This is a genomic window from Paenibacillus sp. Marseille-Q4541 (assembly GCF_018310695.1).
Lineage (GTDB): Bacteria > Bacillota > Bacilli > Paenibacillales > Paenibacillaceae > Paenibacillus.
Genome location: NZ_JAGXCY010000053.1, coordinates 1 through 21,324, shown reverse-complemented (window position 1 = coordinate 21,324; position 21,324 = coordinate 1). Strand labels below are relative to the sequence as shown.

At 37.2% G+C, this 21,324-nt stretch carries 20 protein-coding genes; 17 read left to right on the top strand and 3 right to left on the bottom strand.

The window, feature by feature from the left end:
• Positions 1-74: 74 nt before the first annotated feature.
• Positions 75-1,067: a replication-relaxation family protein gene (locus KFT32_RS25685; RefSeq protein ID WP_205055000.1), complete on the bottom strand. Its 993-nt coding sequence runs from the start codon at positions 1,065-1,067 to the stop codon at positions 75-77.
• A 648-nt stretch (positions 1,068-1,715) separates the two neighbouring features.
• On the opposite strand from KFT32_RS25685, the gene KFT32_RS25680 reads away from it, so the two are divergent.
• Together KFT32_RS25680 and KFT32_RS25675 are read left to right on the top strand one after the other, a co-directional pair.
• Positions 1,716-2,018: a hypothetical protein gene (locus KFT32_RS25680; RefSeq protein ID WP_090727267.1), complete on the top strand. Its 303-nt coding sequence runs from the start codon at positions 1,716-1,718 to the stop codon at positions 2,016-2,018.
• 22 nt (positions 2,019-2,040) lie between these two features.
• A complete protein-coding gene (locus KFT32_RS25675) occupies positions 2,041-3,372 on the top strand; it encodes an FtsZ/tubulin family protein (RefSeq protein WP_090727265.1) in 1,332 nt (443 codons plus the stop codon).
• A gap of 155 nt (positions 3,373-3,527) precedes the next feature.
• On the opposite strand, the gene KFT32_RS25670 is transcribed toward KFT32_RS25675, so the two are convergent.
• Positions 3,528-4,337, bottom strand: a complete 810-nt coding sequence (locus tag KFT32_RS25670; protein ID WP_205054999.1) for a helix-turn-helix domain-containing protein — start codon at positions 4,335-4,337, stop codon at positions 3,528-3,530.
• Positions 4,338-4,865: 528 nt separating this feature from the next.
• Between KFT32_RS25670 and KFT32_RS25665 the strand changes: the two genes are divergently transcribed.
• Complete coding sequence (locus KFT32_RS25665) at positions 4,866-7,316, top strand: type IV secretory system conjugative DNA transfer family protein (RefSeq protein WP_249436142.1); 2,451 nt, start codon at positions 4,866-4,868, stop codon at positions 7,314-7,316.
• An 18-nt stretch (positions 7,317-7,334) separates the two neighbouring features.
• On the opposite strand, the gene KFT32_RS25660 is transcribed toward KFT32_RS25665, so the two are convergent.
• Entirely contained in the window at positions 7,335-7,640 is a 306-nt protein-coding gene (locus tag KFT32_RS25660) for a hypothetical protein (protein ID WP_090727262.1), read from the bottom strand.
• 253 nt (positions 7,641-7,893) lie between these two features.
• Here KFT32_RS25660 and KFT32_RS25655 point away from each other — a divergent pair, with 253 nt between their 5' ends.
• The 14 genes from KFT32_RS25655 to KFT32_RS25590 all read left to right on the top strand — a co-directional run bounded on the left by KFT32_RS25655 (position 7,894) and on the right by KFT32_RS25590 (position 21,281).
• A complete protein-coding gene (locus KFT32_RS25655) occupies positions 7,894-8,511 on the top strand; it encodes a hypothetical protein (protein ID WP_205054998.1) in 618 nt (205 codons plus the stop codon).
• Between the two features lie 104 nt (positions 8,512-8,615).
• On the top strand, positions 8,616-9,098 hold the full coding sequence (locus KFT32_RS25650) for a hypothetical protein (RefSeq protein ID WP_205054997.1): 483 nt from the start codon (positions 8,616-8,618) through the stop codon (positions 9,096-9,098).
• Positions 9,095-9,943, top strand: coding sequence for a 30S ribosomal protein S1 (locus tag KFT32_RS25645; protein ID WP_251584629.1), 849 nt, complete (start codon positions 9,095-9,097; stop codon positions 9,941-9,943). The genes KFT32_RS25650 and KFT32_RS25645 overlap by 4 nt, the downstream gene beginning before the upstream one ends.
• Before the next feature lie 12 nt (positions 9,944-9,955).
• Complete coding sequence (locus tag KFT32_RS25640; RefSeq protein ID WP_205054996.1) at positions 9,956-10,864, top strand: replication-relaxation family protein; 909 nt, start codon at positions 9,956-9,958, stop codon at positions 10,862-10,864.
• Positions 10,865-10,930: 66 nt separating this feature from the next.
• Positions 10,931-12,316: a hypothetical protein gene (locus KFT32_RS25635; protein WP_205054995.1), complete on the top strand. Its 1,386-nt coding sequence runs from the start codon at positions 10,931-10,933 to the stop codon at positions 12,314-12,316.
• Between the two features lie 37 nt (positions 12,317-12,353).
• The gene (locus KFT32_RS25630; RefSeq protein ID WP_205054994.1) at positions 12,354-13,337 is read left to right on the top strand and encodes a flagella basal body P-ring formation protein FlgA; all 984 of its coding nucleotides are present in this window, start codon (positions 12,354-12,356) and stop codon (positions 13,335-13,337) included.
• Positions 13,338-13,346: 9 nt separating this feature from the next.
• A complete protein-coding gene (locus KFT32_RS25625; RefSeq protein WP_205054993.1) occupies positions 13,347-14,027 on the top strand; it encodes a hypothetical protein in 681 nt (226 codons plus the stop codon).
• Between the two features lie 2 nt (positions 14,028-14,029).
• Entirely contained in the window at positions 14,030-14,872 is an 843-nt protein-coding gene (locus tag KFT32_RS25620) for a hypothetical protein (protein WP_205054992.1), read from the top strand.
• Positions 14,872-16,773 (top strand): ATPase, T2SS/T4P/T4SS family, encoded by a 1,902-nt coding sequence (locus KFT32_RS25615; protein ID WP_205054991.1) that lies wholly within the window; start codon positions 14,872-14,874, stop codon positions 16,771-16,773. Before KFT32_RS25620 ends, KFT32_RS25615 begins: the two co-directional genes overlap by 1 nt.
• A gap of 127 nt (positions 16,774-16,900) precedes the next feature.
• Positions 16,901-18,808, top strand: coding sequence for a hypothetical protein (locus tag KFT32_RS25610; RefSeq protein WP_211750194.1), 1,908 nt, complete (start codon positions 16,901-16,903; stop codon positions 18,806-18,808).
• An 18-nt stretch (positions 18,809-18,826) separates the two neighbouring features.
• Positions 18,827-19,285, top strand: coding sequence for an ABC transporter permease (locus KFT32_RS25605; protein WP_090727246.1), 459 nt, complete (start codon positions 18,827-18,829; stop codon positions 19,283-19,285).
• A gap of 73 nt (positions 19,286-19,358) precedes the next feature.
• Positions 19,359-19,739: a hypothetical protein gene (locus KFT32_RS25600; protein WP_205054989.1), complete on the top strand. Its 381-nt coding sequence runs from the start codon at positions 19,359-19,361 to the stop codon at positions 19,737-19,739.
• 11 nt (positions 19,740-19,750) lie between these two features.
• Positions 19,751-20,302, top strand: a complete 552-nt coding sequence (locus tag KFT32_RS25595) for a hypothetical protein (protein WP_249436141.1) — start codon at positions 19,751-19,753, stop codon at positions 20,300-20,302.
• Complete coding sequence (locus tag KFT32_RS25590) at positions 20,289-21,281, top strand: hypothetical protein (protein ID WP_205054987.1); 993 nt, start codon at positions 20,289-20,291, stop codon at positions 21,279-21,281. Before KFT32_RS25595 ends, KFT32_RS25590 begins: the two co-directional genes overlap by 14 nt.
• Positions 21,282-21,324: the final 43 nt, after the last annotated feature.

Here is a 21,324-nt window from a genome sequence, read left to right as displayed (position 1 = left end):
ATAACACACAAGTATATATATTAATATACAACAATTAGAGTGGGTTTCAGCACAAATTGTAAAGGTCTCCCGCTCTAATTGTAGTGGGATGTGCCTGCAAGATCGGAATAAGCAATAAGAATATCTTCTATTTTCCGACCAATCAGCACTCGATGTTTTTTGCCAAAAACTTTATCGGCAGCATTACCTATATTTTGAAGCCTTGTCCGATAAACAGCATCTGGAATTACAAAAGCAATGATTGAATTTCGAATTATTGGATTCGTAGAAGCTTTTATAACATCTCTATACCGTTCCAGCTTCTTTTGTATGGAAACCTGTTCCGTGTAGAAAGGGGATCTCTGAATTGGTTCAGTAGATCGATCTAACTCAATACAAAAGAGCTGTTCTCCAATTCGCAATATTGCATCGGGGCGTACCTCTTTTACCCTATTGTCTCCCCACACTATTTCAGAGGGATACCAATCCCAATCAATGAATTGTCTTAAATCATTAAATCTCGCCATCCACTGATATCTTAAATCGAGATATATCTTTCCGAGTTCCCAATAATGGTCTTTTTTCGCTCGTTCCATGTCTACTTCAACTTTAGACAACTTAGAATCATCAGGTATTTCTAATCGTTTCTCAACTATCCTCAGTCCTCTGTTAGATAGGTAATACCATGTTTCTCCTGTAACTCTCCCCCTTCGTTTGCTTGGTAAATCAATAGCATCTGGAATGATGGAAGTACTTTCTACTAGACCGCGATCCTTTAACCGCTTAAATGTCCGGCGTGCTTTCAAGACTGCTCTGTTCCTATTTTTTTCTTCCAGTTTGTTTTTTTCTACCTTACCTGCAGTTACATATTCCTCATAATGCATTTCTGGTGAATCAATAAAGTACGTGTCTACGACTTCTGTTTGTGGGATACATCTACACTTGTAGAGGTCTATCAATAGACGCCACTCCCTCTCTGTTAGGAGATCTATCGCTTCGCCTATGGAGTAGTCGCTAACTCCCTTCTTTCGTTTTTTGCCTCCCTCTTCACTTGGATCAATCCGTTCAAACTTCACTTGGTCAGCCAATTCATTCATCTCCTTTGCTACCCATGAGTGGGCTTAGGTTGATACACCCTCTTTTAGGGTATTAGTCGGGAATTCTTTATGATTAAGAACCCACGCCATACAAGGAAGTATAACAAAATCATTGGCTTTGTATCATGAAATTAAAAAACAATTAGGCAGATAGATAAAAAGATCAATGAATGGACAAATAAGGAGTCAATGGATGAACAAATTCCTATAAAGATAAACGGTAACCAAATTTATTAATGGGAAGCAACAGCGTAATTGCAAACTTTCTAAATATATTACTCTACTCAAAAAGCTTCGTTTGAACTTAATAAGACCAAAATTTTGAACTGGATTTAGTTCCAACTAATCATAGAAGCACTAAAAAAAATGAAATTAAGGCTCCAAGAACTTGACAGGAAACAATATCCTGCGGAATAATAATAACGACACGTTACGCAACGTGAAATTCTGGATTTTAAATTATTAAAATTGTAGATAATATGCAGGATTCTAAGGCTAAAGTGTCAAATTACATAAAATGACGCTGCGTTAAGTAACGTTAATTATTTTTGTTAAATCATATTTAGTGCGTCGTAAGGCGTCGTGTGTTTTAGTTTATTTCAAATCGTAATATCTTATGTGAAAGGGAGTGATTGAGAATTGAATGGTCACGTTGAATACCCTCCAGAAGTATTAGACTTTATAGCTCGTAGAATTCCACAAGAAATGATCAGCGTATTTGCTGAGATTTGGAATCACCGTTCTGAAGGAGGAGTTACCTGGACACTTCTGGTTAGTAAAATTGGGGATCGTTATTTAGTAGAGAAGGCTCTTCTTCTATTAGAGACCAATGGTTTTGTTAATGTAGACCCCTCCCCACTCGATCGGAGACAGAAGAAGTATATTCCAGACGAAATAAGAGGAAAACAATTAGCTCTTTACTTACGTGATAGTAAGGCTTAAACAATAATAGGAGGTAAAACTAATGGAAATGAATCTTGGATTTATCACACTTGAGGGCTTTATGCGTCGGACTGATGGTAACCAGAAAAAACTTAAGTTTTGTTTTATAGCTTGCGGACAATTCGGTGGACGTCAAGGTGACGAACTAGCCCGGTTAGGACATACAGTTTACGCTCTAAACACCTCTGAATCAGACCTTTCGGACCTCAAAGTTGTCCAGAATATTATCAAATTAGAGGGTTACAATGGAGCAGTCAAGGATATAGAGCGTGGCCAAGCTGCTATTAAAGATAACCGTGAAATGGTCCTCTCTCTTTTAAGCAATCCCGATGTTGTAGATGCTGACTTTGTTTTTGTTATCGCAGGTATGGGTGGAGGCACAGGTAATGCAGCTGCTCCTATCATCTTAAGTAACTTAAGCAGAGTAAGAAAGCCATTCAACGGAAAACCGTCATTTGGCGCAATCGTCTCAGTACCAGGATCATGGGAAAAACGTGGTATCAAAAAGAACGCTCGATGGGGTTTATCACATATTGATGAATTGATTAAGAAAAACGCTTGTGGATCAGTTACAATCATTGATAATGAAAAGCTATACACGATGACAGAAGGGATTTTTAGTAACACAGAAACTAAACTAGAATGGACTGACTATGGTAACAGTACTCTCGCTTCATTGCTCACAGAGATATCTTTTATGACTTCACTCCCTTCTAGCAAGACTTTTGACGAAGATGAATTACTTGATGTACTGAGTACTCCTGGCTACTATTCGTCGGGAAAATGCTATATTCATGAGAATGACTCTCTTGAAGTAAATAGCCTCACTTCTATCATTGAAAAGAGCTTCAGAGAATCTCCTACTGCCAATGACTATGACTACGAACTGGATGCAGTAAATGGATTTGTTGCAGTAATTCATCCTAAGCATAAGAACCCGATTATAACTGATTCAGAGTTTAGAACACTGGAAGAAAGATTTGGCCGCTTTATTGCTAATGCTGAGAAACCTCATTCCGGATTGATTGAAAACAATATCTGGGGAACAACTACTAGTCGAGGAAAACACAGCGAAAATGAAACCAATAAAGCAATTCTCTATACTGGTGTAGTATGCTCCCAATTACCTGATAGAATCGTTAAAATGTTGGAGGAAATTGACCGCGAAGAGCAAGAGTTAGAAATTAAAAAGAATGAGAGAAAGAACAAGACAACATTGGATTTGTCTGCATTCAAAACAATCACAAAAAATGAAGTGGCAGCATCAAAGGAACCGGTAAATAGTGAGTTTGATTTATTTGGAGATACAAGCAAAAAGACTAAATCATCTGATGATGATGACTTTTTACTGTAGGCTCCCCTCCCCCCCTTTATAGGGGTGGGTTGTTATCCAATAATAACGATGCGTTACGTAACATTACGCGTCGTTAATTTAATCTGAGTGTACTTCCCTTCTTATTACTGAAAAGAGTAACAAAAAAAGCGCCGCGTAAAGCAGCGCTTTTTTTGTTACTCTCCCCCACCGAATAACCCGAAGAATCCTTTTTTCTTTTTCTTACGTGCATTCTCTTCTCTTTCTAAATCTTCTCGGGAGATAACTGCCCAGTTCTTCATATTGTCCTCTAACTGTTGTTGGAACTCGCTCTTAGTGTTTGCCATAAGGTCATCTAAGTGTCTTTTGTTTGTTTCTGTAGTTGTCTCAACCTGAGATCTAAACTCATCTTTCATTGAATTGATGCTAGATAGAAACTCTCTGTGTTCTTCTTGAATTTTGTCATGGAATTTTGATTCTATTTTCTGAATTAAGTTCTCGTCTCTACTAGATTGAGATGATTTTAGAGTCTCAATTTCTTGCCTAACGAACGCGTGGGTAGTTTCAGCGTGTGTTTGCAGCACTTGATCAAGGTGACCAAAAAACTGCTGCATACGCTCTTCCATATTAACTACAAGTTGTTGAACCTCTTGTAGCTGTAAGGATTGTGAATTCTGTTGGGAGAGGGATACAAGTGAGTTGGAGCCCCCTTCTTCCCCACTTGGAGCTGAATACATCTCATTTTTAGGCCCTGCCATATTCATATGGAGAAGCATCTGCTTTATCTGGGTAAAGCTCAACTCATACTCGGAATCGCGCCATTTCTGAATTAGCCGGATTAATTCTAAATGCCTCTCAGTATAGTAACGATTCTCGTGTGGATCCCTTGGGACTACAAAAGCTTCCCCCAATTTTTCCTCCCAGTTACGGAGAGTATTTTGCGGAACTCCTGTAGCATCACTAAATTCCTTAATTGTATAGGCCTTTTCAAACATAGTTTCGTTCATGATAACCCTCCCTTCGTATTGGAGACCCTCTCCAAAATGATTGAGAGATGTATCTACCCGATGTAATACGGTTCTCTTAATAGAATTATATACGACTCCCATTGAATCGGGAAGAGCAAACAAGGCACATGTATATATCTCCAATTCATTGAGAGAGATATATATACATACTAAGAGAGATATATATATCAAATAAGATAGATAGATACTAATACTATGAGAGATGTATACATATACCATAAATACTGTTGCAAGTTAAAGTGTAAGAGTATAATTTTGGACTGGGAGACGATCTCCTACATAATTGGAGGGGGTATTTTCGGTGTGGGAGGGGGTCTACATGAGTGTGGGAGACGTTTAAGTTAGATGGAGGGGGCTCCATGTGCATGGGAGAAATGTATATTTGTAATCTAAGTCTGTTCAATTGCCGTTTCGTTCAGTAAGAAATATTCAATAGGTAGTAGATTTTAGAGGATTTTATTGTAATATATTAATTAACTAATATACTAATATGAGAGGTGCAGCTTTTTGAAATATATTGGAATGGTTATCGGAGGAATAATTTCAGCCATCGGTCATATGATAGCATTTATATTTAAGAATGTGTATATTGCTGTTCGAAGATTTTCTCTTGATCCAGTAAATAAGAATACCATCTGGAATTCTCAAGCTTTTTTATTGTTAGTTTTATTAATTATCATTTTTCTATGGTTGGTCACAAAATATCAAGACGTAATACTCGGAATAGATGATCCGATTGTATTTAGAGCAGTTCCTATTATTTTAGTCTGCTTTTTAGGACACTCGATATATTCATGTCCTGCATTACATAGAAATCATTATGCAAAGCCTGTAATTCAGACTTTTTTGAATGCACTTAGTGTGCTAGCAGTAGGCCAACTGATAATTTATTTTACAGACAATAAAATTGGATTTGTAATTACAATTCTTTTATTCGTATCTACAATCATCTTGACTTTATATTACACATTGCGTATACGGGCGAATTCTACAATTTTTAATAAACTCTCTGTGGCAGCTGAGGGAATAAATACTTCTAACAAAAGTAAGTCAAAAAATACAATAATGACTTTTAGTGAGAGCGAGGGAGAGGGAGAGGGGGAGGAGAATACTACTTTTATTAGAGATGGACTAGTTAAATTAGAGGATATAGATATAAATACACCAGGTTGTTTAAGCCATTTAAGATACTACTCTGAGTTATGTGAATTGGAACTGTTTTACACGAATCCAACTAGAGAAAGACAAAGTCAGCTCATGAAGCTTAATCGATCAGATAGAGCACAGCATGGTCAAATCATTGCAGGAACAGGAGCTGGTAAAACTCTTTTCGCAACTAACTTGATTACTCAGGATTTGTTGAATGACTACATTGGAAGTACGATTATTGATCCTAAGGGAAGTTTGATAAAACGAATGGCTAATTTTTTGGATCGAATTGGGAGGAAGTATTACAGACTTGATCCTTTGGTTGAGAACTCTGATTGTTTAAATCCTTTTTATGTTCCTGAAAGTGAAGATATTGAACCAATGATCGAGAGGAATGTAGCAGCGTTTCATGCTTATCTTGGACCAGATGCACAAATTTACTTTAAAAGTCGATCTACACAGCTTTTTCGAGTAGGTGTTAAAGCGTTAAAACTAGTTTACGGAAACGAAGCCACTTACAATGAGTTAGATAAGTTGATTCAACCAATTAATGATGAATTTAGAGTTGAAGTGTTGCACCAAATTACACTTCTTGGAAAAGAAAGTCAGGTACCGTTGCTGATTGAATATACACGAAATATGGCGGGTTCACCTAAAATGCAGGAGCATGCGATGCAAACTTACTCTAACTTGTATGATTACCTTTCTGAATTGACGTCTAACAAATATATTCAAAAGATGTTTTGTGGTAAATCAACATTTAGCATTGATGAAGCTATGAAGAATGGCGAAATTATTCTTTTTAATGGAGCTTACGGTACATTACAAACTTTAACGTACACTGCTGGTCGTTTATTTTTGAACCTTGCAAGGGCGAGCACATTCCGGAGAAATATGGATGGGAATGTACGCCCACATCAATTAACTATCGATGAAGTGGAAATGTTTGCGGATGAAGAATTCTCAACATTTATGGAAATGGCCAGAGAATTCGAAGTGTTTGTTAATGTGATTCATCAAGGGAATGAACAATTAGACGATGTGAGTAAAAGATTAGGAGCTATGGTAAAACAAAATGCTGTTCAGAAATTCATAATGGCTGGTTTGGATCCTAATGATGCTAAGTACTATTCAGAAATGATAGGTGAAGAATACAAAATTGGACAAAGTAGTGGGACTGATGAAATGTCTGCTACTGGTTTCAAAACTCAGATAAAAGAAGAAAAAAGGTATACTGTGATGCCAAAAGAAATACTTAGTCTGAAAGGATACAATCCTGAAACTGGGGATCCCGCGGAATGTCTATTCAGAGGAGTACATAATAATGTTAGACTGGATCCGGTAATAGGGCTTATCTATCCGCTGCCGAAGATCCTGTTCACTCCCCTTAAAGAAGTTTTAAAAGATGATGAGATTATTGAAGACCAGGAGATATTAAATACGGAATCTCCAAATAGGGGGGATGTAGGAGGGAAAAGAAAAGATAATAGTATTGATCAACTGGAAAGAATAAAAAGGAACGCACAACTTAGTAAAGAACTTCATTCCACTAAAGTTGAGGCTGAACTCCATACTGAAGACACTGAGCCAGAGATAATCCGAAATTCGATTTGGGATGACCCAGAACCATTGGCTCGAAGTATTGATGATGATAAATCGAAGCTGAAGGTAAATGAGAGTGTTGTATCTCCTAGTGGGGTAACCTTCAAACCGGCAAGTATAGATGATAAGGCACTTAAGTTAGCACAGCAAATCAAGAACGATGCACAAATCTCCAGAAAGGAAAAAAAGAGTAGCGCGACGGAGTAATCCGTCATGCTACTCTTTTTATTCTTCATTCAAAGTATGGAACAATTCATTAAATTCTTCATAAACTTTGATACCAAGTGGTGTGAGACTGTAGAGTTTTTGGCGACCACTCGTATTATATTGTACAAAGCCGAGAGCTTCAATCCAAATAACTGCGTAATTAAGTTCACCACGACGTACTCTGCTTTCTAGGGATAAATCTTCCTTGTTATAATCCTTTTTTGATAGGGATTGCATAACGAGTTTTGGAGCGTTTGGCAGATTTGTAATCATTTTTTCTAAGTAATCTCTTAACTCTGACGATAAATCAAAAGAAAAGGTCATATTATTTCACCGAGCCTTTCAGGTTACTATCATATATATTAACACACAATATAAGTAAATAACATATATCGATTAGCGTATATATATCATAAAAACTCATATTTAAAAGCATTAAAATATGTTTTCATTAATTACTTTCTAGTACATTTTACCCAACTTGCAGGAAAAATTACAGGGGGAGGTTAAAAAATTTTGTTGAATTGAAAAAGAGTAATATAATAATCTATATCGGAAACTTTTGAGAAGGGATGCGATGTATATGCATCAATTTTTTGATCCTTCAATAAAACCAGTTGTGACGACTGACTTAGATGGCAACATCAAGTATGTTAGAACATACGGACTCCAACATTATGGTTACCCAGATCTATATATAGAAGAATCAATAAATAATTATGAGGAATTGTTTCATGGTATCTTGGATAAGATTTACACCCTCGATTTTGACATAAACCATGCTTGGTATTTTAATGGTTCGTTGTTAAGTTTTGAAATGATTCCACAAGATAATCTTGCAAAAATAAAAATATCTCATGATGATGAAGTTAATATTGTTACTATGAACAATCCTTTGACTCAACAACCATACAAATTGATGACGACTGGAACTGAAAGTGTATACAATCATCCTGAAATTAAGATATCAGCAAGTATTCTACATTCGAAGGAGATACTTAAATTTGCTATAGATGAGATTCGAAAGGGAGAGTACTACGATGATGAGTCGTATATACTGTTTGAGGATCAAGAATATTATATCGAGAGAACTACCGATCGGTTTGGTAATGCTTACTTAGAAATAAGGCAGTTGGATACAACAGAGCTGCTGCCAAAAACAATAAAAAGAGGTCAACTTAAAAGGGTTAAATAATAACCCTTCATTTTTTTCAAATATAGTTGTATATTAATATATATATAAACTAACTAATTGATTATAATACATGGAAAGGAGAAAATTTAGAGAGGAGCAATAGTTTGATTGATAAACATCTACTTGAAGAACTGGAGTTTGTGCTAACCCATCCTGATTGTAATGTGGATAGGCTTGAGAACTTTTATAACAACTGTCTCCTCATGAACGAGTATGTGCCTATATACGCATTCGTTACAGCTATAAAGAGAATAAATCCAAGTTTACTCATTGAATGGTCTAGTAAAAACAAAATGATTTTAACAGCTACACAAGATTTAGAATTAAACGAAAAAGATAATGACATTAATGCTAGTGACTCAGCTCTTCAGATAAGCATTGACTTAGCCGGACATTTACCAACAAAAGGGTATTACAAAGTAATATGGTCCTCGGAGCTTGGAGAGGAATTTATTAATAAGATGTTCAAAAGAAAAGCGATTAGAGTAATTGATCGAAAACGTAGGGATTTGGATCTGGTTGGTTTTCGTTTCGTGACAGATCGTAAATACGCACTTTACATAAAAGTTAAGGAGGAATCAGCGTGAGTTTTCAATCACTTTCATCAAATCCAATGCAGGAATACAGGACGTCTTTACGTCGAAAACAAATTCACCAAGGTTTAGTGAGCGGTGTAGAGGTACACGAACCTCATGGCAAGAAAATGGAGTGCGTGCTTGTTCATTTAAATAATGGTCTTAAAGGGTTAATTTATGAGGATCAATTTGATAAACATAAATTCCGTTCTCTTGTAGGTTTTATTGATCATCGAATTGATTTTATGGTTTTGGATGTACAGAAAATGGGGCTAGACCCTGAACAATTTCAGGTCTTTGATGAAGAAAAGGGAATTGTCTTGCTTTCTCGTGTGCAAGCAATTGATGAACTTCAGGAGGAATTTTGGGAGACTGCTGAAGAAGGACATGTTGTTACAGGAACAGTTTCCGGATGGGAAGAGGAACGTTTGTATGTTTTAGTAAAAGGGGTTTCATGTGTGCTAGCCATTCAAGATTATGAATATGATTGGACGCATTCAGCTAAGAACCTTGTACCACTCGGCACTACGCTTACTGTTAAAATCAAGAAAATTGATAGGGAGAAACAGCAAGTACGAGTATCCCGTAAAGAGTTGTTAGAAGACCCATGGAATCGTGTCCGAGAGAATTTTGGCGTGGGCAATTTTTATCCCGGGGAAATAACTAGTGTCGTTGAAAATGTTGGGATTTTCGTTAAGCTGACACCTGGCGTTGAGACTCTTGCTTGGTTTCCACCAAAGCTTCCCTCTCATGGTTCACTTATTGGAAAACGAGTGAGTGTGAAAATAAGAAACATTGATGTGGAGAGAAGGCGTATTAAATCAAGAATTTGCAAATTTCCTCATGAAATTTATTAAGGGGAGTGTAATATGGAATTTCAAGTGTCTCCGTTGTTAGATTCAGCGGAAGAACCGACACTCCAACCAAAACCGATTTGGGATGATCCATATGCGTACGTTACAGGGATGGATCAGCTAACAAGACATGAGTTTTATTACATCGAAGAAAAAATAAAAAATGGTTGGATCACAGACAGGGATATTGAAATTGTAAGATTTCTTTTTGTACACCGCTGGATTACGCTATCTCAATTACAAAGAATTTTCTTTCCTGAAGCAGAGAGAGAGGAAACAGTTAAAAAGAGAGTTCGTAAGCTGTTGAAATATGGAATGATTCGGCGCATTCAATGGAAAACTTATTCAAGTCCGAGTGAGAATCGTCAGAGTTTTTATGAGTTAGGTGCTAGCGGTGCTGATGTATTGAAATATCGATACGGCTTAGTGTTAGGTAATAGAGATCCGAGGGCTACACGGCCTATGACCATGCTATATCGAATGAAATATTCAGTGACTAACGAGTTGTATATTCAACTTCGAGAGAATTTCAAAATGACACACTTTGAATTTCATCCTATTTTAAAAATTGAAGAAGAACAACAAATACCCATGGCTCGTTATATACTTCGAACTCCAAAGGGGAAAATGCTTTCATTCTACTTGGTTGTTCATCGCGAAGACGAGAAATGGTTGAAAACCTTAAGATATCAAGCTCAGTTCTACAAAAACTTTCTTAAAAGTACTGAAGGTGGTGGCATACTCATCTTACTTCTCTCTACTGAAGAGAAGGCCACTTTAGCACAAAAGCTTATCATGCAAGAAGGTATTTCAGATTATGTTTGGTTTCTAACTGATAATGATCTGTACAACCATCAGAAAAATCTCAAAACAAGCTTTTTCATATTTCAGAATGAGGAGAAGCAATACTATAATCTTAGCTAACAAGCTTTCATTTCATGTTTGTATATTAATAAATTGATATATATACAGGAATACAGGGGGTTGTAAATGAATCGAATATTCTTAGCTACCCCGGATAGGGATGAAGCAGAATGGTTTGCTGATGAGCTTAGTGATATTGGGAGAATAGTCAGAACAATTGATTCTTTAGATTTCTTTGTTCCTCAGTGGGAGTCAATTGAATCAAATATTGTTGTCTTCATGGAGAATGTTATACGGTCTGACGATGCATTTAAGCGACTCGTAGCGAAGATACGAATTGAGCGTCCTGGTTCAACAATTATGCTGATTTACCATCGAGAAGATGATGAATTGATTTCAAGCTTAATGGATGAAGGTATTACTTGCCTTAATTATATGGATCTTGAACCCGGAATTGTTGAAGTAAGAATCCTTGAAGCCTTAGGACATAGCGTTCGAGTTCCTGTACTAAAGAACCCTCAGGAGAATTGCTTTGGTGAGAAACTTGATGAAGGCAAGGAAGAATACCAGGAAGAGACATTCACTACTGAAGTTGAAATAATCTCTGATGAAACAACTGAGAAGGAAGATGGATCTCTTGAGAATGCTTCTTTAGACAATCAACCAGTTTCCCGATTTAGTGAATCTGCAAAAGAATTTAGTCGTCAAATCTCTGAAACAAGTGCCAAGTTATTTGAAAAGATAGATGAGAAGAAAAAGGCGATTATCGAAGGAAAAAAGCAAAAAAATCTAGATGTTATTCGTACAGAGGAACTTGATTTTGCTCCTGTACTACAAAAAAATGTTAAGCGTAAAAAAGAAAGGTTTGTTGGAACAGCTGTAATTGCAGTAACTGGTGTAAAAAGTGGTGTCGGTTGTACTCATACTGCCATTATGCTAGCTAACTATCTAGCGAGTGAAAATTATCCTGTTCTTTTAATAGAAGCAAACGATTCAAACGATTTTGTAGAAATTGAAGCTGCCTATGAAGGTATAGATAATCCAACAATACTCAAAAATCCAACATTTACAATTGACGGAGTTAGATATGCTAAGTCCGTCAAGGATCTTAAACTTTATCATTATCACTCAGGAAATTACGCTTTCATCATTATTGATATGGGAGCCTATCAAGAAAGTTATTGCTATGAAGAATTTTTACGAGCAAATATATCCATCGTCGTTGGGTCAGGAAGTGAATGGAAACAGAAAGACATTATGAACTTCTTTGAGGAACAAATTGACCTTGATCAAAGCAGGTGGAAATTGTGCGTTCCTATGGCTTCAAAACAGACGGTTGATGATATAAGAAAAAAATTACCAAAGAGGAAAATACATTCTTTGCCGTTTCAAACAGATCCATATCAGAAGGATAAGGTAGTTAACTCAACATTAGAGGAAATATTGAAGCTGCACCAACATCAACGACTCTCACTACTTAAAAAGAAGATGCAGACATTCTTTCAGGACTAATTTTGAACGGCAGTTATGAGATGAAGGGAGAAAATTCATGTCAAAAATAAGATTTCGCCAAAAACAATTGATTTTAGCCGGCTCCATCGGCGGAATTGTTGTACTACTGATTTGTGTTACAATCGGCTACTTCTATTTCAAACACATCGAGGGTAAAAACGAAACTGAAAGAAACATTCTTGAGGAGCAACGTGACTTTGCACAAATGCAGTTAGAAGAAGAAACAATAGCCGTTCAGGTAGCTGCAGACGATTACGAGGCTGGTGATATTCTACATGAATCGGACCTTGTAACCATAAATGTTCCGAAAAGAGCAGTACCAGAAAACGTTATGCATGCTAATGATATTGTAGGAAAGTACACAAAGATTAATTTGAAAAAGAATACACCTATCACCGACTCGATGCTTTATGAAGATGGAATAACACCTGATGATTTGAGAAACCAAGAGTTTCGCCTTATCGAGCTTCCAAGCAAACTGGAGAAGGATGAATTTGTCGATGTCCGCGTTAAGTTTCCAACAGGCCAAGACTACATAGTACTATCCAAGAAAAAAGTTAAAGACTTAGCCAATGGAACCATTTGGTATGAGATGGACGAGCAAGAAATCTTAACAATGTCTAGTGCCATTGTGGACGCTTATATCAATGATGCCACAATTTACGCATTAACCTATGTGGATCCACACATGCAAAATGAGGCTGCTATTACGTACCCTGCTAATGAAAAGGTCTTAGATTTGATCGATTCTGATCCCAATATTATAGATGTTGCAACAACGGAGCTAGAACGAAGATATCGTCAGAAGCTTGAAAGTGATTTGCAATCTATGACTGAGAAGCAAAGACAGGATTATAGTAACGGCAAGAACGGAACCAAGAAGGAAACTGAAGAGGTAGCTGAGACCTCAACAGTTACGGGGAATTCATTGCTCGATCAGCAGCAAACTCCCCAAAACTCAGAAGCTGTTTTCACAGATAACAATGTGAGTGTCCCAGTTGATGCTACGGTAACAGAGTAGGAGGCAGTTATGAAGCATATTCTCTTTGTAGGAAATTACGATAAAACTGATCTGTTGTTTTACATTGCCAAGCTAGTATCACAAGTGAAGAGAGTTTTGATAGCTGACTGCACATTAACTAGTAGATATATGCATGCCTATCCGAAAGTGGAGATGAATACTACTCTTCAGGAGTATGATCACTTTGATGTTGCTGAAGGATTAAAAAGCTACAGTGATTTGGAAGTGCATCTAAAAAAAGGTGAGTACGATATCGTACTAATAGATGCAGAAAATGAAGAGGCCCTGAGAAATTGGCCGTTAGCCGACATGTACTACTTGGTCTCTTCATTTGAGAATCCGGTTATGCAGAGTAATGCAAAGCTCCTTCAATCATACTTCCAAGAAAAGATGATTTCTGAGCTCTACCCTTTTACTAAAGTATTATTTGAGGTCAATGGTACTCATAACGAGTCCTATCTTAATGATCTCTTAGAAAGACACCCTATCCATTGGGAGGATACTTTGACTTACTATCCGGACGAGCGTGACTTAACAAGAAAAACCAATAATCAATTCTCCAGTACGGTAAAACTTAAGGGGATTTCAGGACCATACAAAGATGTGATCAGGTCAATCGTATCACGAATTCTTGAGCAGAGCCCAAAAGAAACTTTAAATCTATGGAAGCAAACTGAAAGGAGAGGTTAAGGATGGGGCAAATTGTATTTTGGGGATACCAGCATGGCTTAGGAGTTACAAGTAATACCGCTGCGATAGCAGCACTGGTTGGAATGGAATATCAGATCCGAACTCTTTGTTCGCAGCCTCAATGGTCCGACGTCACCTTAGAACAGGCTTTCCGAAAGGCTTTGCAACAATCTAATCCAGAATTTTTTGATTTCACAGGAATTGGTATTGATGCTTTAGAGCGAGCTGTCCGTTCAGGCAAGTTACAAAATGATTCCATCAGGAACAACTCGTTATTCATTGAAAGGGATCGCCTTGATTTCTTGAAGAATAGTGGAAAACCTAACCAAACACAATTTGAAGAATCGACGGATGTATTGAAAATTATATATGAGAAGGCAAGCACTTATTATGATGCCATGCTGCTAGATCTTCATAGTGGAACGAATAGCGAAGTAGGAAAAGCCATGCTTCAGAGTTCGGATCTAATAGTTGTATGTGTTAACCAGAACATAAATGTTTTAGAAAAGTACTTTGAAAGTAAAACCTACTGGCCTGAGGAACTGCATAACAAGCCTCACGTTTTGATGGTTGGTCAGTATGACGTTGAATCAAAATACAAAATTAAAAACATAGCCAATAAATACCGTTACAAAGGTCCAATTCTCTCAATTCCTTACAATACTAATTTCAGAGATCACTACAATGATGGAGATATAAAGGGATTCTTCATGAAAAATCGATACATCACAAGAAATCATGATAATTATTACTTCATGCAGGAAGTACGTAGAGCAGCGGAATTCATTCTTACGGAAGTAGGAGTCAACACAAAGATTAAAAGTATTGAGAAAGGAGTGTCTTAATGGGGACGACTTTAAACTATCTGATTATCGTCCTCATTTTGATCGGTCTTATATTGTTTTTGACTTTAAAATTACGACGCAAACCCGTCCAGCAAGTATCTAAAAAAGATGAAATGGACAGGAAACGATATGAAATCGATCAGATACTCGGCTTTGTAAAAAGGACGATAAGTGATTTTATCAATACGAATTTACTGGATTTAGGTTTATCTGATGAAGAGTATGAACGACGAAAAGCAATAGTAGTGGAACTGGAAAAAGCCCTTAAAAACGCGAATACCGGTGATATTCAAGAGAAAGTATATCTCAAGCAATACATATACGATCTACTTGAACGGAAGTATGGGATCAATGAAGAGAATATTAACTGGATCATCCCATTTAATGATCCCAAAAAATTAAGTGATCAAGATAAGTTTGATATCCTTCTTCATTTATATAAAAAGAAGTTCGGATTTAAGGGACTGGAGCAGCTGATAAGTCAGTATCAACTCGATGAATTAAAATCAGAAATTGAAGACGGAACGACAGAATCTTACATTATCACAAGTGAAGAAATCAATAAGGTCTTTAAGACAGAACTTGCGAACACTAAACTGGATTTCCAGGATAGATTGAGTGTTGTGGTTCAGAGAGTGTACTCACAGTACAAAGGATATGGTGTTATTGATGACATCCTTAACATGAGAGTTGATGGCGTTTCTGGTGGGGTTTCCGGTGTGCCTAGCTCAATGCAGCTGCTTGATGATGAAGTGGATTTGATGAACTCTATGAAAAAAATTAAACACCACGGATACGAAAGTGTATGGATTTTCTATAAAGGAAAATCAATTCATTTATCTTTTCTCAGTTTTAATTCTGAGTTGGAGCTAAAGAGAATCGTCAACAACATCTATAAATATGACAATCCGAGTCAAATGACAGAACAGACAGGTTTCAAAGTAAATGAGTTGAAAGATGGTTCGCGGGTTGTTGTAGTCCGACCGCCTTTTTCAGAAAGCTGGGCATTCTGGGTTCGAAAATTTGACCTTCCAAACATGTCTTTAGAAAATCTGATATCAGATGAAACAGCAGAAAATGCAGAGCTCCCTAGAGAGTTGATGAAGTTTCTAATGAAAGGTGCTCGCATTACTGCTATTACTGGACCACAAGGTTCTGGTAAAACGTCTCTTATGATGGCAGCAGTCAAGTATATCCCAGCAGTATATAACTTACGCATTCAAGAAATGGCTTTTGAACTTAACCTGCGGAAACTGTATCCACAGCGGAATACAATCGCATTTCGTGAAACGGACTATATAACTGGTCAACAAGGCCTTGATTTGCAGAAGAAAACAGATGGAACCGTCAATCTATTAGGAGAAGTCGCTACTGATGAGGTGGCTGCATGGATGATTAAGATGGGACAAGTCGCAAGTTTATTTACGGTTTTTACTCACCATGCCAAAACTTTTAGAGACCTTATGTGGTCATTGCGAAATTCATTAATTAACACTCAAGCAGCTACGGATCAAAAAACTGCTGAAGAGCAGGTGGCTAAAGTCATTGAGTTGGATGTCCATGTTGAAAGAAGCAACACTGGTCACCGTTATATTGAACGTATAACTGAATGTATTTATCAAGAGCATGATGACTCAGAACTTCTAGAGATCAAGTCCGGAGATACTCTCGAGTCCAAGATGGATGCACTTATAGCAATTAAAAAAGAGGAACTCCTGCGGAAAACAGGACGCGTATGGAAAGATCGTAACATTGTAGAGTACCTGGACGGTAAATATGTAGCTGGTGAGCCTCTATCCAAGGAAAAAGTACAGCAAATGCTTGCGATTATGCCTCCTAAGGATGCAAGTGATTTCAAAGCCTTCCTAAACAAACATTGGGGGCATGTAAGTTATGATTAACATCCAAATATTGTTGATTATTTGTTTGATAGCTTTAGTCTTATCAAGCGTTTACCACTATGTCTCAGTTCGAAAAAATAAGACATCGACATTTGGGTCTAAGAAGGAGAGCAATAAGAGACTTCTCGTGTTCTATCAGAAGTCTTACGTTGAGTTATCGAAATTACCTGTTCTAGGTAAACTCATCAGACAGGTTCGGTTTCGTCTCGCAACCATTAATCCTTATGACGAGCTTACACTGAGAAGAGAGACAATGCGGATTACACTGAAGGTTCTTGCCATTTCCTTTCTTGTAATTGCGCTTATGGCTATCTTCAGTAAAAACCTTGTAATGGTCCTCTTTTCAATCATGGGTGTTATCGTTCTTAATACTTTACTCATTAATGTTTTTGTCAAGCGTGTTGAAGATCGGCTCCTTGTACAGTTAGTAAATTATCTTGAAGAAGTTCGTCATGACTATCAAGAATTGAAATTGGTTGATGAAGCGATTTACCAAGGGGCACAACGTTCCCCTCATGATATGAAACTTCAGGCGGAGCGTATTCATGAGATACTCACTGCAAAAGATCCTAAGAAAGACCTTGAAGCTTTCTATACAGTAGTTCCTAATAGGTACTTAAAAATGTTCGCTGGTGTCTCATTTTTAGTAATGGAGTACGGTGACCGTTTGGTTTCTAAGGGATCTATGTTTCTTAATGCTCTAAGCAAGCTGGTTCGAGAGATCAGGGATGATGTCCTAAGAAGAAGACGTCTAAGTTATAAGCTTAGTAACTTGTCTTTGTTCGCATTATTACCGATTCTCCTCACTTTTCCGATTGAAACCTGGGCAACAACTTACTTCCCGATTATGAATCAATTTTACTCCGGAAATATTGGCTATATTTTGCGGATAATCATTTATTCAGCGTGCATTATTTTCTATTTGCTTGTCCGCAAGATTAGTGAGATTGAGGAATCAAGATACATGACGACCACATCTAGACGAAATTGGGAGAAGCATGTATATGAATGGCCTGGTGTAAGTTGGATTATTGACCGTGTTGTACCTTCTAAAAGAACAAGAAAACATTATGAAGTAACGCTTTTATTAAAAGAATCAAACTCACCACTTACGATTGAGTGGTTCTATATACAACGAATAGTTGTGAGTTTGACCTGCTTTATCGGGGTCATCGTGCTTTCCTTTTTTCTTCATTGGAATACAAGTCATCAAATTTATACCAATCTAACAACAGAGGCATCACACTTGATGGGCTACATGACGGATGAAGAAAAATTAAGAGGAAAAGAACTTACAGACTTTGATAATGCACTAATTCGTGACTTGAAAGGGGCTGATACTCTTACCAGGGAAGCAGTTTTAGAAAGGGTAATATTAATGCCAGATGCTCCATCAGAAAGCGCTGCTTTAAATAATACCGTGACCAGGATCATTGAGAAAATAGAAGTTCTCAACAATCAGTACTTTAGGTGGTGGGAGCTGCTCATTGCTATCGGTGGTGCCTGTATCGGATTCTTCATTCCACTATGGTTGACTCAATTCCAGAGAAAGATGAGAATCATGGAAATTCAAAATGAAGTAGATCAATTCCATGTGGTGATTTCTATTCTTAGTCAATTTGAACGAATGAATGTGCAGTCAATCCTCGAATGGATGGAGAGATATAGCATAATATTTAAGCCCACACTACGGAAGTGCATCGCTAACTTTGACAGTGGTCCAGAAAGGGCACTTGAAGAACTTAAAGATGATGCACCGTTTATCTCATTTGTGAGAATCGTTAATCGACTGCAGCTGGCACTTGAAAAGATACCACTTATTGAGGCTTTTGATGATTTGGAAATGGAGCAAGAGTTTCATAGGGAACAAAAGATTGATCGCATGAATCGACTCATTAGTAAAAAAGTTGTGTGGGGAAGAATTTGTGGTTGGGCACCTGCATATCTGCTGATCTTTTTATACCTATTGTTTCCTATGATTTATGTATCCATTGGACAAATGGATCAGACGATGCAACAAATAATGAATATTTAGCCGAAGGGAAGAGAGAAAATGGAAGAATCAACAAATACCGGATTGCGATTATCCGGAGGTATAATGCTGACAATCGCACTAATTACATTGGTAGTTTTACTTTTCGGTGTCTTCCAAGCAGGAGCGAAAACTGGCCAAGAAAAAATGACAGGAATTCAACAAACATTATCACAATCGGAGTACAACAACTACGATAATTCGTCCATGACTGGTAGCCAAGTATTGAATGCTGTGCGTCAGTATATGAACCAAGATCAATTTGGATTAACAGTAGTTACAGGTAAAGGTGGAAGTATGACTTACGGAAATGCATTTAATGCTGCTGGTGAAATCGTAGGAGATACAAAAAATATTAGTATTACCACTGCACAAGATCAAACAAGCAGCAACTATATCAACCCATCCGGAAAGTTCTACTCTAAAGTTGTTTACGATAAGAACAATGTCGTACGCGGAATCATTTTTACTCAAGGATGATTAAAAGATATTACATGGGATTCCTAGGCTCTTGAAGGGAATCCCTCCCATAAAATTAAGGGAGATCTTGTTCATGAATGAGAATACCGAAACTTCCATTTCTTTAGCAACTGCAATATTAATCTTTATATCTGCAGCATCTTTTGCACTCTGGGGACTAGTTTCGCAAGAACAAAGTACAAACAATTTGCCTCAGGTCCGAGCCAATGAAGATCATCGCGTATTCAGTACAATTCAAGAGGTTGGCGAGGAATTATATTCTGGAGCACAAGTCATTTACAGTATCTTTCGAATTCAAGAAATCAACGCAGACATTGAAGTTGAAGACATACTTTTTACTAAAAATTTGACTATTGATAATACCGATGTTTCTCACATCGATCCCAATAAATCATATAGCGTTGTGTATGAGAGAAATACTAAAGGCGAATTAACAAAGATCATTTTTAACTAGGGGATGAATTGATGGACATATTTTCTAAACTTGTAGCTGGATTTATTGCTCTGATATTAATGATGTTGTATCCATTGTATCAGTCCACGGTACGTCATGATAACCAGATTCAAACTGTAGTCCATCAGACAGTTACCGAATTTGTAGACGCAGTAAGAACGAAAGGATATATCTCACCTGAGATGTATCTGCAGTTTAATAAGAAACTTGGGGAGACAGGGAATGTGTACGACGTAACGTTAGAGCACATGCACAAAAAGTATAATCCTGTCTATTCAGACCCAGCAAATCCAGCAACATTCCAAAACTCTTTTGATACATATTATGAAGGTCATTATACCGAAGAAATCATGAAGGTTCTTTTTCCAGAAACTAATATTCCTGCAGACAACGATTCAAGAAAATATAAGCTCGCACTAAATGATTTTATTACCGTTTCTGTCAAAAATAAAAATCGAACGATGTCAACTATAATGCAAGATTTTATATTGGTAGGTAACAGCGGGGATGTGCCAAAGATCTATATGAATTATGGAGGGATGGTACTCAATGAGGATTACTAACCTGGCCATCGTCTTTGTCCTTTTCTTTTTCCCTTTCTACTATGTTTTGGATCTGCGTACAAATGACCTTATGCTCGTAGCGCAGCTAGAAGACAAATATGATGCAGCTCTTAAGACAGCAGCGCAAGATGCTGGATTTATGCTAAACATCAATGAAATGCAAGAATACGAAGCTGGTTATCAGTCTTCAAAATACTTTAAAGCAAACAAAGAACAGGCAATCGATACTTTTTTTAAAACACTATATTTGAATTTTGAAGTACAGAATGATCCAGTTGGACAAAGTACCCTTGCTTCCTACATACCAGCTGTAGTCGTGCTAGATTATGATGGGTACTGGTTGTATACCCTTAGCGAGTACAAAAATGCTGATGGAACAACTGAAATGAAACATATGTGGCGTCCTAAAAAACCATATGCTTACACAGATTCACAGGGCAACAGTTTGAATTTTACTCTGGATAGTTACGTTTATGCATTTGACGCTTCTGACCGAAAATGGATAGAGGGGTACCAATGGGAATTACAAAACAAAACAGATATTCAGATCCTGAACAGTACGGTTCAGTTTGAAGAAGCAAGAAAAAGTTGGATTGTCAGCAATGTTCAAAAAGACCTAGCTTATTTCATCAATAAACACAATGAAGTTATGACCCGTAGTGGTATCAGCTACACTTTTACACTTCCTACAATATCCCAAGAGGATTGGGTCAATACCGTGGATGATATCGGAATTATGGCCTTTATCCAGGGGATTCCAATAGGTGATCAATTTTACAACAATTATGCGTTTGGAGGAGGGAGGTTGGTTAAAGCGCCGGTAATTTATGCAGCAGTGGATCCTTCAACCGGATTGAAATATTACTACAGAGAATCTTGTAGCTTTCGATATCGAATAGAACAAGCGTTTTCGAGTGAAAAAGAAGCTGCAATGAAAGGATATTTCCCGAAGGTGTGTACAAATCAAAACAATAAATAATAATAAAAAGTCTGTATTGTGTTGTGTTATAACACAATATTTA

Coding starts and splice junctions, on each gene's coding strand:
- KFT32_RS25635 (WP_205054995.1), top strand. CDS start 10,931: ATGAATCGAATATTCTTAGCTACCCCGGATAGGGATGAAGCAGAATGG.
- KFT32_RS25595 (WP_249436141.1), top strand. CDS start 19,751: ATGGACATATTTTCTAAACTTGTAGCTGGATTTATTGCTCTGATATTA.
- KFT32_RS25670 (WP_205054999.1), bottom strand. CDS start 4,337: ATGAACGAAACTATGTTTGAAAAGGCCTATACAATTAAGGAATTTAGT.
- KFT32_RS25675 (WP_090727265.1), top strand. CDS start 2,041: ATGGAAATGAATCTTGGATTTATCACACTTGAGGGCTTTATGCGTCGG.
- KFT32_RS25640 (WP_205054996.1), top strand. CDS start 9,956: ATGGAATTTCAAGTGTCTCCGTTGTTAGATTCAGCGGAAGAACCGACA.
- KFT32_RS25600 (WP_205054989.1), top strand. CDS start 19,359: ATGAATGAGAATACCGAAACTTCCATTTCTTTAGCAACTGCAATATTA.
- KFT32_RS25605 (WP_090727246.1), top strand. CDS start 18,827: ATGGAAGAATCAACAAATACCGGATTGCGATTATCCGGAGGTATAATG.
- KFT32_RS25625 (WP_205054993.1), top strand. CDS start 13,347: ATGAAGCATATTCTCTTTGTAGGAAATTACGATAAAACTGATCTGTTG.
- KFT32_RS25630 (WP_205054994.1), top strand. CDS start 12,354: ATGTCAAAAATAAGATTTCGCCAAAAACAATTGATTTTAGCCGGCTCC.
- KFT32_RS25615 (WP_205054991.1), top strand. CDS start 14,872: ATGGGGACGACTTTAAACTATCTGATTATCGTCCTCATTTTGATCGGT.
- KFT32_RS25655 (WP_205054998.1), top strand. CDS start 7,894: ATGTATATGCATCAATTTTTTGATCCTTCAATAAAACCAGTTGTGACG.
- KFT32_RS25590 (WP_205054987.1), top strand. CDS start 20,289: ATGAGGATTACTAACCTGGCCATCGTCTTTGTCCTTTTCTTTTTCCCT.
- KFT32_RS25660 (WP_090727262.1), bottom strand. CDS start 7,640: ATGACCTTTTCTTTTGATTTATCGTCAGAGTTAAGAGATTACTTAGAA.
- KFT32_RS25620 (WP_205054992.1), top strand. CDS start 14,030: ATGGGGCAAATTGTATTTTGGGGATACCAGCATGGCTTAGGAGTTACA.